The following is a 15,130-nucleotide window of genomic DNA, read 5'->3' as shown; positions in this document are numbered from 1 at the left end:
CATAATGAAAAACAGAGGGAGAGAGAGGGTGTCTGATAAAGAGCTGGCTTCAGCCGTATACAGTGACCGCATCTGCCTGAACTACAGTGATTTTCTCTCCGCCTCCTGCAAAAAACGCTGGAGCTTCGTTGACGCCATCTACGGCGTGATGCCGATTTTCGGCATGGTGACGCGTAAATCTTCAGCTCGCAGTCTACAGGCAGGCGACGAGCATCTGAAAGAATTAGCATTACAAATCATTTCGACCCAGGTCAGCGACGAAATCAATATCGCTCGCCTCATTGTCCTGGCCGAACAGCAGCACATCAGCCGTTTCGATATCCAGCTGCCTTATCCGCTCTCTGCTCAGCAGCTGGATGCTATCCATCAGGAATACCGCAAACCGCTTAATCTCACACAGCAGGATGACCTGCTGTGTGTGGCGATTCCCGGTCAGCCGCACTAAACCACTAGCTGCCACATCGCGGGCAGCGACGCCGCCATCAACAAGCCAATAGCCACGCGCTCCAGCTGGGTCAGCGAGACGTCGGCGCGTCCGCCGCGACGGGCGAAGAGAAACAGCAGCAGGCCTGGCGCATAGAGCACCACCGACAGCAGCAGATGCAGCGGCCCTGAGGCGTAAAGCAGCCAGAGTCCATAAAGGCTGGCGCCGAGACCGATCGCCAGCGCCAGCGGCTGCGCTTTGCCGCGCGTCAGCTTCACCAGATAGAGCCCCACCAGCAGGTAGGGCACCAGGATCATCTCTGAGGCGATGGTCAGCAGCGTGTTGTAGTCGGCGTGGGTCAGGGCGATCAGGATCAGGCAAATCTGCACGCTGCCGTTGGTCAGCCAGAGCGAGGCGGCAGGCGCGCCGCGCGGGTTCTGACGCGCGATGCTGCGTGGGAAGGCGCCCTGCTGCGCGGCGATCAGCGGCACTTCCGCCGCCATAATCGTCCAGCTCAGGTAGGCGCCGCACACCGACACGATCAGGCCGGCGGCGATCACCGCATCGCCCCAGTGGCCCATCAGGCGCGTCATCAGGCCCGCCATCGACGGGTTGCGCATCTGCGCCAGTTCGGCGCGCGGCACGATACCGAGCGACAGCAGCGTCACCAGCAGATAGACCAGCAGCGCAGCCAGCACCGCCAGCAGGGTGGCGCGACCCACATCTTTTTTATGTCGCGCGCGGGCGGAAACCACCACCGCGCCTTCCACGCCGATAAATACCCACAGGGTAATCAGCATGGTCTGCTTCACCTGCTCCCACAGCGGCACGCCGAGCGTCAGGCCGGAAAAGTCGAAATGGAACTGGTCGTAATTAAAGGCCGCGACCGCCAGCACCACGAACAGCAGCAGCGGCACCAGCTTGCCGAGCGTCGCCAGCAGATTGATGCTTGCCGCGGTCTGTACGCCGCGCAGCACCAGAAAATGCACCATCCACAGCAGCAGCGACGCGCCCAGCATCGCCTGCCAGGTATTGCCGTCGCCGAACACCACGCGGTCGGGCGTGTCGGTAAAAAAGCTCAGCGCCGAGAAGACGATGACCAGATAGGAGACATTGGCGATTACCGCGCATAGCCAGTAGCCCCAGGCGGAACAGAAGCCGAGCAGCTCGCCGAAACCGGCGCGGGCATAGGTAAAGATGCCGCCGTCGAGATCCGGCTTCAGCCGGGTGAGCATCAGCATCGCCAGCGCCAGAAACAGGATGCCGACGCCGGTGATCAGCCAGCCGATCAGCAGGGCGGCCGGACCCGCTACCGCCGCCATATTCTGCGGCAAACTGAACACGCCCGCGCCGAGCATTGAGCTGAGCACCAGCGCGGTGAGCGCGCTGAGACCTAATTTTTTCTCCAAAATACCCTTCCTGCTAGCATAAGTGGCTGGATTATGTTCTGAGCGACGAATTTAACCGCGCTGTTTTGCTTTTACATGATGGATTCACCTGGAAGCAGGGCGCAGATTCTACGGAGTGCGAAAAGGGATGGCAATGCGTGGTTATGCAAAATTGTGAAGGGATAATGCAAACAGCAGGGCGGCAGGCGCCGCCCTGAAGGAAATTACTTGAAGAGATCGGCGGTGACGGTGAGGTTGCCGCCGCTCTGGTTCTGCCACTGGCGGGTCACGTGGTAGTACTTCGCCCCTTTATCCGCGGCGCGTTTCGCGACCTCTTCCGAGATTTCGGTCGGCGTGCTGAAGTGGCCGGTAAAGGTCACGGTGTCAAACGGCTGCATCTGCGCAGCGGTGATGGCGTTCACTTCCTGGATCGACTTGCCGTTGGCGAGTTTCACGGTGTAGCGCTGGCCGGTAGAGCTCTGGGTTTCGAAGAAGCGACCCACGCTGCTGCTCGGGGTTTCCGATGAAGCGACGCCCGGGATCTCCACGCGTTTCGCCGCTTCGCCGCCAGCCGCCAGCGCCGCTTTGCCCGCTTCGGAGTCTGCCGGGATCAGGTTCGGGCTCTGCACCTTACGCTCTTTCGCGTCGGCCTTATAGACATAGGCGGTTACGTACTGGTTGCCGCCGTTGTTGGCGTCCACCTGGCGCACGATAAAGAACGAGGCGGCGCCTTTCTCTTTCGCCGCTTTGCTGATGGCGTCGTTGACATCCGGCTGGCTGGCGAAGAAGCCGCTGACGCTTACGGTGTCGAACGGCTCCAGACGGAAGGCTTCCGCCTTCGGCAGCTCTTTCACGCCGTTCATGACGCGGTAGGTTTTGGTGTCTTTCGCTTTCGGCGCGTCCGCTTTATAGAGGTCGGCCGTCACGCGCCAGTTGCCGCTGTTGCCGTTGCTGTCGTTGATGCCCTGAATGTAGTAAGAGGCGGCACCCAGCTCATCCGCACGTTTCGACACGGCGTCGGCCGCGTCGTTAATCGCATTAAAACGGCCGGTGACGTTAATACGTTCGAATGGTTTCAGCTCGGCCGCTTTTTCCGGCGTCAGTTCCTGCGCGGCGAATGCGTTGCCCGCGAGCAGGGATAACAAGGTTGACGCCAGAATGGTGTTCTTCAGCTTCATAAAAATGATCCTTCGCCTTACGCAAAATGAGTACGAAAACGTGCTGGACTCTTGATGTATAACAGATTAGCCGATGATTATTGCATGTTATAAACAGGCTGTCGCAGCCAATTTATGCGACAAATCACGGGAAATTGATAGCGAAATTCATCATGGCGTCATGCAAGTTTGCTAAGGGCGTTTTTTGTACTGATTATCAGTAAAGGTGGTAACGCTTAGTACCCTGACAGTTAATGCATTGTTAAATAAAGGTTTTTATTAACCGGATATTCGTCATGACACGATTCTGCTCAGCAGAATATATTTCAAACTTTTCATTTTGCAGTCGCATAGCGCGGCTTTTCTCTTTTGACGCTGAATAATCGCATGAATGTTACCGACAGAGGTTCTGATGGTAGATCGCTGTTCATATTTTCAGTAGGTTATAAATACTTTGATACAAGTGCATTTCGTTCATAAGCGCCTGAAACCCTGTTTCAGGCGCTGCGTCGTTATGCGGTCGACAAGCCATCATCAATCGATGAAAGGGATGAATATGTTAATTGGAATACCCAAAGAGCGATTGCCCAACGAGGCGCGCGTGGCGGCGACGCCGAAAACCGTAGAGCAGCTTATCAAACTGGGTTTTAGCGTCGCCGTCGAGCATGAGGCAGGCAAACGCGCCAGTTTTGATGACGAGAGTTTCGCCGCCGCAGGCGCCACCCTCTGCGACAGCCAGCAGATCTGGCAGTCCGATATCGTGCTGAAGGTCAACGCGCCCGATGACGAGGAGATCGCGCTGACCCGTGCGGGAAGCACGCTGGTGAGCTTTGTCTGGCCGGCGCAAAACGCGGCGCTGCTGGAGAAGCTGGCGGCGCGTCAGGTGACCGTAATGGCGATGGATGCCGTGCCGCGCATCTCGCGCGCCCAGTCGCTGGATGCCCTCAGTTCAATGGCCAACATCGCCGGCTATCGCGCCATCGTCGAAGCCGCCCATGAGTTCGGCCGTTTCTTTACCGGACAGATCACCGCGGCGGGAAAAGTGCCGCCGGCGAAAGTGATGGTGATCGGCGCGGGCGTCGCTGGCCTGGCGGCTATTGGCGCGGCGGGCAGCCTCGGCGCCATCGTGCGCGCCTTCGATACCCGCCCGGAAGTGAAAGAGCAGGTGCAGAGCATGGGCGCCGAATTCCTTGAGCTCGATTTCGAAGAGGAAGCGGGCAGCGGTGACGGCTATGCGAAAGTGATGTCGGAAGCCTTTATCAAGGCGGAGATGGCGCTGTTCGCCGCGCAGGCGAAAGAGGTCGACATCATCGTCACCACGGCGCTGATTCCGGGCAAACCGGCGCCGAAACTGATTACCGCCGAGATGGTGGCCAGCATGAAGCCGGGCAGCGTCATCGTCGATTTGGCGGCGCAAACCGGCGGCAACTGCGAGCTGACCGTTGCCGATCGCGTTACCGTCAGCGACAACGGCGTGAAGATCATTGGCTATACCGATCTTCCCAGCCGCCTGCCGACCCAATCCTCTCAGCTCTACGGCACCAATCTGGTGAACCTGATGAAGCTGCTGTGCAAAGAGAAGAACGGCGAAATCGCCATCGATTTCGACGACGTCGTGGTGCGCGGCGTGACCGTGATCCGCGACGGCGAGGTCACCTGGCCCGCGCCGCCGATTCAGGTCTCCGCCGCGCCGAAAGCGGCGCCTGCGGCGCAGCCGGTGGTCAAGGAGGCGGCGAAGCCGGCGCCCACCTGGCGTAAGTATCTGCTGCTGGCGCTGGCGATCGTGCTGTTCGCCTGCCTCGCCAACGTCGCTCCCGCGGCGTTCCTGTCGCACTTCACCGTGTTCGCGCTCGCCTGCGTGGTCGGCTACTACGTGGTATGGAACGTCAGCCACGCGCTGCATACGCCGCTGATGTCGGTCACCAACGCCATCTCCGGCATTATCGTGGTTGGCGCGGTGCTGCAGATGGGGCATGGCGGCTGGGTCACCTTTATTTCGTTTATTGCGGTGCTGATTGCCAGCATCAATATTTTCGGCGGTTTCACCGTCACCCAGCGCATGCTGAAAATGTTTCGTAAGGGGTAACCGATGTCTGGCGGATTAGTAACTGCAGCATACATTGTTGCCGCGATTCTGTTTATTTTCAGCCTGGCGGGGCTCTCGAAGCATGAGACCTCGAAGCAGGGCAATCTCTTCGGCATCAGCGGAATGGCGCTGGCGCTGCTGGCGACCATTTTTGGTCCCGACAGCGGCCATGTCGCCTGGATTTTGCTGGCGATGGTAATTGGCGGCGCTATCGGCATGCGTCTGGCGCAGAAGGTCGAAATGACCGAAATGCCGGAGCTGGTGGCGATCCTGCACAGCTTCGTCGGCCTGGCCGCGGTGCTGGTGGGCTTCAACAGCTTTATCGATCACGGTCCGGGCCTGCCTGCGGTGATGGAGAATATTCACCTGACCGAAGTCTTCCTCGGCATCTTTATCGGCGCCGTGACTTTTACCGGCTCGCTGGTGGCGTTCGGCAAGCTGCGCGGCAAGATCTCATCGCGTCCGCTGATGCTGCCGCATCGCCATAAGCTCAACCTGCTGGCGCTGGTGGTCTCTTTCCTGCTGCTGCTGTGGTTTGTACGCACCGAGAGCACCGGCGCGCAGGTATTCGCGCTGCTGCTGATGACGCTGATCGCGCTCGCCTTCGGCTGGCATCTGGTGGCCTCTATCGGCGGCGCAGATATGCCGGTGGTGGTGTCGATGCTTAACTCCTACTCGGGCTGGGCGGCGGCGGCGGCGGGCTTTATGCTGAGCAATGACCTGCTGATCGTGACCGGCGCGCTGGTGGGGTCGTCGGGCGCCATCCTCTCTTACATTATGTGTAAGGCGATGAACCGCTCCTTTTTCAGCGTGATCGCCGGCGGCTTCGGCACCGACAGCAGCGCGGGCGGCGAGAGCGAAGAGGCGGGCGAGCATCGCGAAATCAGCGTGGAAGAGACGGCCGAACTGCTGAAGCACTCTTCATCGGTGATCATCACCCCGGGCTACGGCATGGCGGTGGCGCAGGCGCAGTATCCGGTGGCGGAGATCACAGAGAAGCTGCGCGCGCGCGGCGTCAAGGTGCGCTTCGGCATTCACCCGGTCGCGGGACGTCTGCCAGGCCATATGAACGTGCTGCTGGCGGAGGCGAAAGTGCCTTACGACGTGGTGCTGGAGATGGATGAGATTAACGACGACTTCGCCGACACCGATACCGTGCTGGTCATCGGCGCCAACGACACCGTCAACCCGGCGGCGCAGGACGATCCGCGCAGCCCTATTGCGGGCATGCCGGTGCTGGAAGTGTGGAAGGCGCAGAACGTAATCGTGTTTAAGCGTTCGATGAATACCGGCTATGCCGGGGTGCAGAATCCGCTGTTCTTCAAAGAGAACACGCAGATGCTGTTCGGCGACGCCAAAGCGAGCGTGGAAGGAATACTGAAAGCGCTGTAACAACAAGGGCGGCCAACTGGCCGCCCTTAGCTTTATAAATGTGCCGACGCGGGTGACAAGGCCCGATCGCAAAGACGCAAAAGCGCCATCCCTGGCGGCTCGACCCGCGCAGTCCCTTGCGCGGGACGCTTTGCTCTTCGGTCCATGTCTCCCGCGTTTAACGTTTATCTACACGTTAAGGGCGGCCAGCTGGCCGCCCTTGCTCTTATTCCTCGTCATCCTCTTCATCGTCGTCATCGAGCGTAATGGGCGAGGCAAAATCGTCAGGCTTGATCGCCAGCAAATCGCAGCGCAGATGGTCGATAACCTGTTCCGCCGTATTGCCGAGAAACGCCGCCGACAGGCCGGTGCGGCCGATGGTGCCGAGCACTACAATACCGGCGCTGAGCTGGCTGGCGATATCGGGGATCACCTCTTCAGGCAGCCCCTTGGCGACGTGGGTAAACTCCTCGCGGATAGCGAATTTCTGACGCAGCGCCTTCATCGCCACCAGATGCTGGCCGCGGATTGCGTCGTTATAAACGCTGGGATCGAAATCAGGCAGTTCAATCGCGATGTTGATCGGGGTAACAGGATAGGCGCCCACCAGATGCACCTCGGTGTGGTTCACCATCTCCGCCAGCCGCGTGGTTTCGCGGATCAGCTTCTGGTTCAGCTCATCGTGGTGCGGCTCTTCGCTGGCGAGATTGACCGCCACTACCGCTTTGCCGCCTTCCGGCCAGGGCTGATCTTTTACCATCCACACCGGGCAAGGGCACTTACGCAGCAGATGCCAGTCGGTAGGCGTAAAGATCACCGCTTCCAGCCGGTCGTGCTGATGCGCCATCTTCAGCACCAGATCGTGCCCGTGCGCCAGCACTTCCTGAATAATCGCTTCATAGGGACGATTATGCCAGACCACCTTAATTTCGATCTCCACGCCTGCCTCAAGATAGGCGCGCGCCTGCTCGCGGATCCACTCGGTGCGCTGGCTGATCACGCCTTGCCGCATCGATGCGCGCTCGTCAGGGGAGAGCAGCGTGGTCATCTCATACGAGAAATCGTAAATCGGCAGATAGGCTTTGATTTTGCCGCCGATACGCTGATTAAGGTAAACCGCGCGGCGCAGCGCCGGCTGATCGTCTTGCTGGGGATCGATAGCGACCAGCATATTTTGGTAGCGGGACATAGGGAATAACTCCTTAAACCAAGGCGAACTGGTTTAAAGATAGCCTAAGTTAAGGACGGGAAGAAGCGGAAAAGTTGCTGTGGGATCAATAAACTAACAAATTTGCGGTGCCAATCAGAGTTGCAGAGGCATTGCGCGCATACCTGCAACTCTAATCATTAGGCGACCAATTAATTAAGCAGCCTGAACGCTCTGACCGGCCAGTTCGGACAGCAGGTCATGGTTTTCAATGGTGATATATTTGCCTTTCACCGCCAGCATGCCCGATTTCTGAAAACGGCCCAGCAGGCGGCTGATAGTCTCGACGGTCAGGCCGAGGTAGTTGCCGATGTCGCCGCGCGTCATCGTCAGGCGGAACTCGCGCTGCGAGAAGCCGCGCTGGCCGAAACGGCGGGAAAGATTCCAGATAAACGCGGCCAGTCGCTCTTCGGCGTTTTTCTTCGACAGCAGCAGGATCATATCCTGGTCGCCTTTGATTTCGCCGCTCATCAGACGCATCATCTGCTGGCGCAGAGCCGGCATTTTGCCTGACAAATCGTCCAGCGTTTCGAATGGGATCTCGCAGACCATCGCCGTTTCCAGCGCCTGCGCGAAGCTCGGGTGGCTGCCGCTCATAATGGCGTCGAAGCCGACCAGATCGCCCGCCAGATGGAAGCCGGTAATCTGCTCGTCGCCCTGTTCGGTGATGGTATAACTTTTAATGGTGCCGGAGCGGATAGCGTAGAGCGATTTCAAATCATCGCCCGCTTTAAACAGCGTCTGGCCTTTTTGAATCGGTTTTTTGCGCTCGATAATATTGTCGAGCTGATCCAGCTCATGTTCGTTCAGGGTGAACGGAATGCATAGCTGACTAATGCTGCAGTCCTGACAGTGGATGGCACAGCCACCTGACTGAATACGGCGAATGGTGCGTTTTTCAGTGATCATAATGTACGCTCGACGATTATTGACTGGTGTCAATTTTAACATTTTTTGTGCTGAAGGGAACTCGTCCGAGCAGTTTTAGGCTTATAAAGAGTAGGGATGTCAGGAGTGGCGCGGAACCGCGCTGTAGCAAGCCCTGCGCGTCACACTTTTGTTATCTGGCACGAAAACTTTCCACTTTTTTGATCCCGATGCGCATTTTCTAAACGTCAATCTGGCGCGATTCAGCGCTGGCACACCTTTTTTGGCGTTTGCTACTATTGCATCTGCAGAGACGGATATGATCTCTGTTCCCTAATTGATCTGGCGTGAGAGAAATTACTATGAACCTGGACGATGAAGACCTGTTTCGGGATGCCATGGGTGACGTCACTCCATTGAAAGACAGCGCCAGCACCCTGTGGCTAAAATCGCCCTCGACCAAAGCGCCGCGTCGGCCTGAGGCAGAGGCGGAAGAAGAGAACTTTCTGACGCGCGGCTACCTCGACATTATCCCCCTGGCTACGCCGCTGGAGTACAAGGCCGACGGCATTCAGCAGGGGGTGCTGGATAAGCTGCGCAAAGGGGAATACAAGATGGACGCCAGCCTTAACCTGCTGCGCCAGCCGGTAGAGACCTGCCGCCAGGCGGTATTCAGTTTTATGCAGCAGGCGCGTAAAGAGGGGTTGCGCAATTTACTGATCATTCATGGCAAAGGGCGCGACAACGAATCCCACGCCAATATCGTGCGCAGCTATCTGGCGCGCTGGCTGCGTCAGTTCGACGACGTCCAGACCTTCTGCGCTTCGCAGCCGCAGCACGGCGGCGCGGGCGCGCTTTACGTCGGCCTGCGTAAGACCGAAAAGGCGCGGCTGGACAACCGCGAGCGCCACGCGAAACGTAGCCGCTAGTCCGGCGCCTTGCGGATGGTCGCCATCAGGATCTCAGCGCTAAGGCTCAGAGAATGGCCGGTGCGGGTAATAATACCCACCGGTTCCCCGGGCCCCGATGAACTAATGGGAAGGGCGCACAGCGCGTTATGCGCCAGATCCTCCTTGATAGCGCCCGACGGCACAAACCAGACGTAGTCATAGCGAAGCGCCAGCTGACGCGCCAGCGAGGTTGATGAGGTTTCGACGCAGGTGCTCGGCAGGGTGCAGCCCTGTTCATCGAGCATCTGCTGCGCGATGCGGCGCGGCGCGGTGCCTTCAGGCGAAATCACCACAGGCCACTGCATCGCCCGGGAAAGAGTGACGTTGTCACTTAAAAGCGGGTGTTCAGGTCGCACCACCAGCTTGAGGGACTCAAGAAACAGCAGCTCGTAGGTGAGTCCGGCCATCATTTCGCTGTCCGCCATGCGGCCGATGCCAATCTCGAATTCGCCCGCGCGCAGCCCGGCGAGCAGCACGTTATTATGCAGAGTGGCGACCTGCACAGTCGCATGGGGCTGCTGCTGGTGGAAACGATCGAGGATCTGCGGCAGCATGCCCATGGCCGCGGTGGTCAGCGCGCCAAGGCGGATGACCACCGGGCGCGTCGAGACCGGCAGATTAACGCTCTGGCCCGCGTGGTTGAGCGCATCCAGCACCTTCACCGCGTGGATCAAAAACTGTTCGCCCATGGTAGTGAGCTGCGCGCCCAGTCGGCCGCGCTCAAACAGGCGAACGCCCGTCAGCTCCTCAAGCTCGTTAAGGGTTTTTGACAGCGCAGGCTGGCTCAGGCTCAGCGTTTCCGCCGCGCGTCCCAGGGTTCCCTGCTGCGCCACCGCAACAAAGGTATGAAGATGGCGCAATCGAATGCGCTGATTGAAAAGGATATTTTTTTCCATCTCTCAAACTTAATGAGTTTTACCGTCGGTCGGCAACCAATAAAGTAGGGTTTTGTTAACTTTGCTGCAAAATAAAATTAACAAAAAGCGGCCTTTTACGCGAGTTATTGATAAAGCGGCAAAATTAGCTGGGTGGTGAGCAAGGGCAGCTAATTACATCGATCCTGGTTATTCAAATTCAACAGGTTAGCGCTTTAATGTTGAATAATTCTCAATATCATATAAAAATCAGGCGTCTTATCGTTAACGATGGGCTATCATAACCGCCGTTTTTTTTACCAAAACTGATGCCTCAGGGTGAGCGCAGTGAGGAGTTCGCAGTGACCAGCGTCGAAGCCGTGGACGTTCGCCAGTTAATCAATCAGTCAGCGCTCAGCCGCTGGCAAAAGCGTCTGATCGCGCTCTGCTTTATCGTCGTTGCCCTTGACGGCATGGATATCGCGCTAATGGGCTTTATCGCGCCAACGCTGAAGGCGAGTTGGGGTGTGACCAACCATCAGCTTGGCGTGGTGATCAGCGCGGCGCTGGTCGGGCTGGCGCTCGGCGCGATGCTGGCGGGGCCGCTGGCCGATCGCTACGGTCGACGCATGATGATTATCCTCAGCGTCTTTTTCTTCGGGCTCTGGACGCTGGCCACTGCGCTGGCGAACAACATTGAGCAGATGATGCTGTTTCGCTTCCTTACCGGCCTGGGACTGGGGGCGGCGATGCCCAATGTCGGCACGCTGGTAGCGGAGTATGCGCCGGAGCGCCGCCGCGCCTTTCTTATCACCGTGGTGTTCTGCGGCTTTACCTTCGGCGCCGCCAGCGGCGGTTTCGCCGCCTCCTGGCTGCTGCCGCGCTATAGCTGGCATGCCGTGATGTTGCTGGGCGGCATTCTGCCGCTGGCAGTTCTGCCGTTTCTGGTGCGCGGCCTGCCGGAGTCGGTACGCTTTCTGATAAGCCGCCGCGCGCCGGCGACGCGCATTCACGCTATTCTTGAGCGGATGCTGCCAGGGGCCACGCGGCCCGACAGCGCGTTTCACTCTCAGGAGCCGACGCTGCCGACGCAGGGCGCAATCGCTACCGTGGTATCGCGTCGCTATCTGTTCGGCAGCCTGATGCTGTGGGGCGGCTATTTTATGGGGCTGTTCCTGGTCTATCTGATCGGCAGCTGGCTGCCGTCGCTGATAAATACGCTGGGCATGTCGGTCACCGAAGCGGCCATTATCACCGCGATGTATCAGGCGGGCGGCACCCTTGGCTCGCTGTTCGCCGGCTGGCTGATGGATCGCTTCAACGCCACGCTGGCACTGGCGGCAATCTACTTCTGCGGCGGACTGGCGATCGTTGCGCTGGGCTTTTCCCCGGCGGAAGTCGGGATAATGAGCGGCATCGCTTTTCTTAGCGGCTTCTGCTTCAACGGGGCCAACACCGGCATGAACGCGCTGTCGGCCAGCTATTATCCCACCCATGCGCGCGCCACGGGCTCCAGCTGGATGCACGGGGTCGGACGCGTTGGCGCCATCCTCAGCGCCTTTGTCGGCGCGGAGATGCTTTCGCCTGGCTGGTCATTCAGCCTGATCTTTGTACTGCTGGCGATCCCTGCGCTGCTGACCACAGTGATGCTGGTGATGAAAAATCGCTTCGGCTTTAAGCCGATCACAAATCCGTAACTTTTTCGCCTGCCGACAGCGCGTTGCTCTACAGTAGCAGCAATCTCGATCACGTCAGGAGCAGGCACCATGAATCACTTCCTCAGCGCAGACGCTATTCGTACGCGCTTCTCGCAGGCGATGTCCGCTATGTATCAGCAAGAGGTGCCGCAGTACGGCACCCTGATGACGCTGGTGCAGCGCGTCAACGAGGGCTGTTTAACCGAACGTCCCGCGCTGAAAAGCCGGCTGGCCGCGGCGGACGAGCTGGACCGCCTTAACCTGGAGCGTCACGGCGCCATTCGCGTCGGCACGGCGCAGGAGCTGTCGACGCTGCGGCAGATGTTCGCGGTGATGGGCATGGAGCCGGTCGGCTATTACGATCTCTCGCAGGCGGGCGTGCCGGTACACTCTACCGCGTTTCGGCCAGTGAGCGACGCGGCGCTGCGCCGCAATCCCTTTCGCATTTTTACCTCGCTGCTGCGGCTGGAGCTGATCGACGATCTCCCGCTGCGGGAAAAGGCGGCGGCGATTCTGGCGCAGCGTGACATTTTCACGCCGCGCTGCCGGGCGCTGATTGCACAGCACCAGCAGCAGGGCGGCCTGGATGAAGCGGACGCCGACGCCTTCGTTAAAGAGGCGCTGGAGACGTTCCGCTGGCACGCGCTGAGCACCGTCGACAGCGCCACCTATCAGGCGTTAAGCCAGCAGCACCGCCTGGTCGCCGACGTGGTCTGCTTTCCGGGATGCCATATTAATCACCTGACGCCGCGCACCCTCGATATCGACCAGGTGCAGGCGCTGATGCCGGAATACGGCATCGATCCTAAGGCGCTGATCGAGGGGCCGCCGCGGCGCGAGGTGCCGATTCTGCTGCGCCAGACCAGCTTTAAGGCGCTGGAGGAGCCGGTGGTTTTCCAGCAGGGTGAAAGCGGCACCCATACCGCACGCTTTGGCGAAATCGAACAGCGCGGCGCGGCGCTAACGCCGAAAGGCCGCGCGCTCTACGATCGTCTGCTGGCGGCAGCCGGCACTGGGGTCGACAACCACCTGCATCAGCAGCACCTGGCCGAGGTGTTTCGCGCCTTTCCCGATGATGAGCATAGCCTGCGCGAACAGGAACTCGCCTGGTTCGACTACCGGCTGAGCGAACAGGGCGAGGCGCAGCCGCCGCAGCCGGGCGAATCGCTGGCGGCCCTGATCGAACAGGGCCGCATCATTGCCGATCCCATCGTGTATGAGGATTTTCTGCCGGTCAGCGCGGCAGGCATCTTCCAGTCGAATCTGGGCGATCGGGCGCAGGGCCGTTCCGCCGGTCACGCCAGCAGGGCCGATTTTGAAGCGGCGCTGGGCGCGCCGGTGCAGGATGAAATGCGGCTTTATCAGGCGCGTCAGCAGCAATCGCTGGCCCGATGCGGTTTCCATGAGGCCTGACGGCGACGATTCAGCATAATCTGCAAATGCACTAAGGACATAGACAACATCTTAACGCCCTGTAGATAATGCCTTAACGCTTTATCAGGGAACAGGTAATGAAAAACAGACGACCTCTGCGCCTTAGCACAGCTGAAGGCGAGTTAAGAGGAAGTATGGATGATGATCTCTTTGTCTTTAAGGGTATTCCATATGCCGCCGCGCCGGTAGGCGCGCTGCGCTGGCGCGCACCACAGCCGGTTACGCCGTGGCACGAGGTGCGCGACGCGACCGAGTTCGGCGCCGCCTGCTGGCAGAACCGCGCGCTCTGCGTTGCTGCAGGCGGCGGCGATCCCGGTCCGCTCAGCGAAGACTGCCTCTATCTTAACGTCTGGACCCCCGACGTAGAACCTGCGCGGCCGCTGCCGGTGATGGTGTGGCTGCACGGCGGCGGCTTCGTTATGGGATCGGGCGGGCTGCCGCCGTATAACGGCAAGCCGCTGGCGGCGCGCGGCGCCGTAGTGGTGACGATTAATTACCGCCTCGGCCACCTCGGATTTTTTGCTCATCCTGCGCTGGACGCAGAGTATCGCGACGGCGGCGTAGTCAACAATTTCGCCTTGCTCGATCAGATCGCCGCGCTGCAGTGGGTGCAGCGCAACATTCCTGCGTTTGGCGGTAATCGTGACAACGTCACGTTGTTCGGCGAATCCTCCGGCGCGCGCAGCGTGCTTTCGCTCTGCTGCTCGCCGCTGGCGGAGGGGCTGTTTCATAAAGCCATCGTGCAAAGCGCCTATAGCCTGCCGGACAAACCACGCAAAGCGGCGCTGCAGCAGGGCGAACAGGTCGCGGCGCATTTCGGTCTGCCCAACGCCACAGCGCAACAGCTGCGGGCGCTGCCTGCCGACGCCTTCTGGCCGCTGGAGTCGCCTTTATGGCAAGGGCCGGTGCCGATTGCCGGCGATGCCGTGCTGCCCCAGCCGATGCTGAATACCTTTATGGCGGCGCGCCAGCATCGCATTCCGCTTATGGCGGGCAGCAACAGCGACGAAGCGAGCGTGCTGGAGTACTTCAATGTCGACAGCGCCGAGGTGATGCGCCAGCTGCGCGTCAACAGGCCGTTCAGCTACCGGCTGCTGAAGTGGCTTTACGATATTCACGACGATCGCCTGCTGGGACGCGCGGCGGCGCGCGATATGGCCTTCAGCGTCATGCCGTGGATCCTGATGCGCGCGCAGCATAACGTCGGCATGCCAGGGTGGCGCTACTGGTTCGACTATATCTCCGAGCAGTCGCGCGATCTCTATCCGCACGGCGCCTGGCACGGCAATGACGTGCCCTATACGCTCAATACCCTCACGGCGATGCAGCCCGCCGACAGCGAACGGCCCTATACCGCCGCCGATCGCGCCTTTGCGCAGCGCATGGCGGATTACTGGTTCGCCTTTGCGCGCGACGCGAGCGCCTTCAGCCATCGGCTGGAGGGTGAGATAAGCTGGCCCGCCTGGCATCCTGGCGAGGATGTCACGCTGGCGTTCGGCGAGGGCGGAAAAGAGGCGCTGCTGCTAAAGCGCAATTTCTTACGCGCCCGACTGAGGCTGTTTCGCCTGATGATGAAAAGCATGGTGAAGCTTTGACGGCTAATTAATAAGGCGCCGGCAAGGTTTATCCCCTCTCCTTGCCGGCGAGAATTCTGTTAAATCATAAAGTTATCACTGCATCGCGCGGACTCATTGA

12 protein-coding genes are annotated in these 15,130 nt (G+C 59.6%); 7 read left to right on the top strand and 5 right to left on the bottom strand.

Annotated elements, in window-relative coordinates; genetic code table 11:
- Nucleotides 1–28: 28 nt before the first annotated feature.
- Nucleotides 29–445, top strand: coding sequence for a hypothetical protein (locus HA46_RS02835; RefSeq protein WP_033790126.1), 417 nt, complete (start codon nt 29–31; stop codon nt 443–445).
- On the opposite strand, the gene HA46_RS02830 is transcribed toward HA46_RS02835, so the two are convergent.
- Both HA46_RS02830 and ydgH read right to left on the bottom strand, forming a co-directional pair.
- The gene (locus HA46_RS02830) at nt 442–1,833 is read right to left on the bottom strand and encodes a basic amino acid/polyamine antiporter (protein ID WP_033790123.1); all 1,392 of its coding nucleotides are present in this window, start codon (nt 1,831–1,833) and stop codon (nt 442–444) included. The genes HA46_RS02835 and HA46_RS02830 overlap by 4 nt on opposite strands.
- Nucleotides 1,834–2,036: 203 nt before the next feature.
- Nucleotides 2,037–2,990 carry a DUF1471 family protein YdgH gene (gene ydgH, locus HA46_RS02825; RefSeq protein WP_084882113.1) on the bottom strand — a complete coding sequence of 318 codons (954 nt, stop codon included), beginning with the start codon at nt 2,988–2,990 and terminating at the stop codon, nt 2,037–2,039.
- 535 nt (nt 2,991–3,525) lie between these two features.
- Between ydgH and pntA the strand changes: the two genes are divergently transcribed.
- Complete coding sequence (gene pntA / locus HA46_RS02820; protein WP_084882123.1) at nt 3,526–5,055, top strand: Re/Si-specific NAD(P)(+) transhydrogenase subunit alpha; 1,530 nt, start codon at nt 3,526–3,528, stop codon at nt 5,053–5,055.
- A 3-nt stretch (nt 5,056–5,058) separates the two neighbouring features.
- Nucleotides 5,059–6,447, top strand: a complete 1,389-nt coding sequence (pntB, locus tag HA46_RS02815) for a Re/Si-specific NAD(P)(+) transhydrogenase subunit beta (protein WP_084882112.1) — start codon at nt 5,059–5,061, stop codon at nt 6,445–6,447.
- A 205-nt stretch (nt 6,448–6,652) separates the two neighbouring features.
- Here pntB and uspE read toward each other — a convergent pair whose 3' ends face one another.
- Both uspE and HA46_RS02805 read right to left on the bottom strand, forming a co-directional pair.
- The gene (uspE, locus tag HA46_RS02810; RefSeq protein ID WP_033790113.1) at nt 6,653–7,615 is read right to left on the bottom strand and encodes a universal stress protein UspE; all 963 of its coding nucleotides are present in this window, start codon (nt 7,613–7,615) and stop codon (nt 6,653–6,655) included.
- Between the two features lie 174 nt (nt 7,616–7,789).
- On the bottom strand, nt 7,790–8,542 hold the full coding sequence (locus tag HA46_RS02805) for a fumarate/nitrate reduction transcriptional regulator Fnr (RefSeq protein ID WP_033747095.1): 753 nt from the start codon (nt 8,540–8,542) through the stop codon (nt 7,790–7,792).
- A 320-nt stretch (nt 8,543–8,862) separates the two neighbouring features.
- Here HA46_RS02805 and smrA point away from each other — a divergent pair, with 320 nt between their 5' ends.
- Nucleotides 8,863–9,429, top strand: a complete 567-nt coding sequence (smrA, locus tag HA46_RS02800; RefSeq protein ID WP_033790112.1) for a DNA endonuclease SmrA — start codon at nt 8,863–8,865, stop codon at nt 9,427–9,429.
- On the opposite strand, the gene HA46_RS02795 is transcribed toward smrA, so the two are convergent.
- Nucleotides 9,426–10,346, bottom strand: coding sequence for a LysR substrate-binding domain-containing protein (locus HA46_RS02795; RefSeq protein WP_033790110.1), 921 nt, complete (start codon nt 10,344–10,346; stop codon nt 9,426–9,428). The genes smrA and HA46_RS02795 overlap by 4 nt on opposite strands.
- 320 nt (nt 10,347–10,666) lie before the next feature.
- On the opposite strand from HA46_RS02795, the gene HA46_RS02790 reads away from it, so the two are divergent.
- From HA46_RS02790 to HA46_RS02780, 3 genes are all read left to right on the top strand, one after another.
- Complete coding sequence (locus HA46_RS02790; RefSeq protein ID WP_084882111.1) at nt 10,667–12,001, top strand: MFS transporter; 1,335 nt, start codon at nt 10,667–10,669, stop codon at nt 11,999–12,001.
- A gap of 69 nt (nt 12,002–12,070) precedes the next feature.
- Nucleotides 12,071–13,414 carry a 2-oxoadipate dioxygenase/decarboxylase HglS gene (hglS, locus tag HA46_RS02785; RefSeq protein WP_033790107.1) on the top strand — a complete coding sequence of 448 codons (1,344 nt, stop codon included), beginning with the start codon at nt 12,071–12,073 and terminating at the stop codon, nt 13,412–13,414.
- Between the two features lie 98 nt (nt 13,415–13,512).
- On the top strand, nt 13,513–15,030 hold the full coding sequence (locus HA46_RS02780) for a carboxylesterase/lipase family protein (RefSeq protein WP_033790106.1): 1,518 nt from the start codon (nt 13,513–13,515) through the stop codon (nt 15,028–15,030).
- Nucleotides 15,031–15,130 lie beyond the last annotated feature (100 nt).

This window comes from Pantoea septica (assembly GCF_002095575.1).
Taxonomy (GTDB): Bacteria; Pseudomonadota; Gammaproteobacteria; order Enterobacterales; family Enterobacteriaceae; genus Pantoea; species Pantoea septica.
Note: the sequence above shows the minus strand (reverse complement) of the source record. Positions and strands in the feature narration are given on the sequence as shown.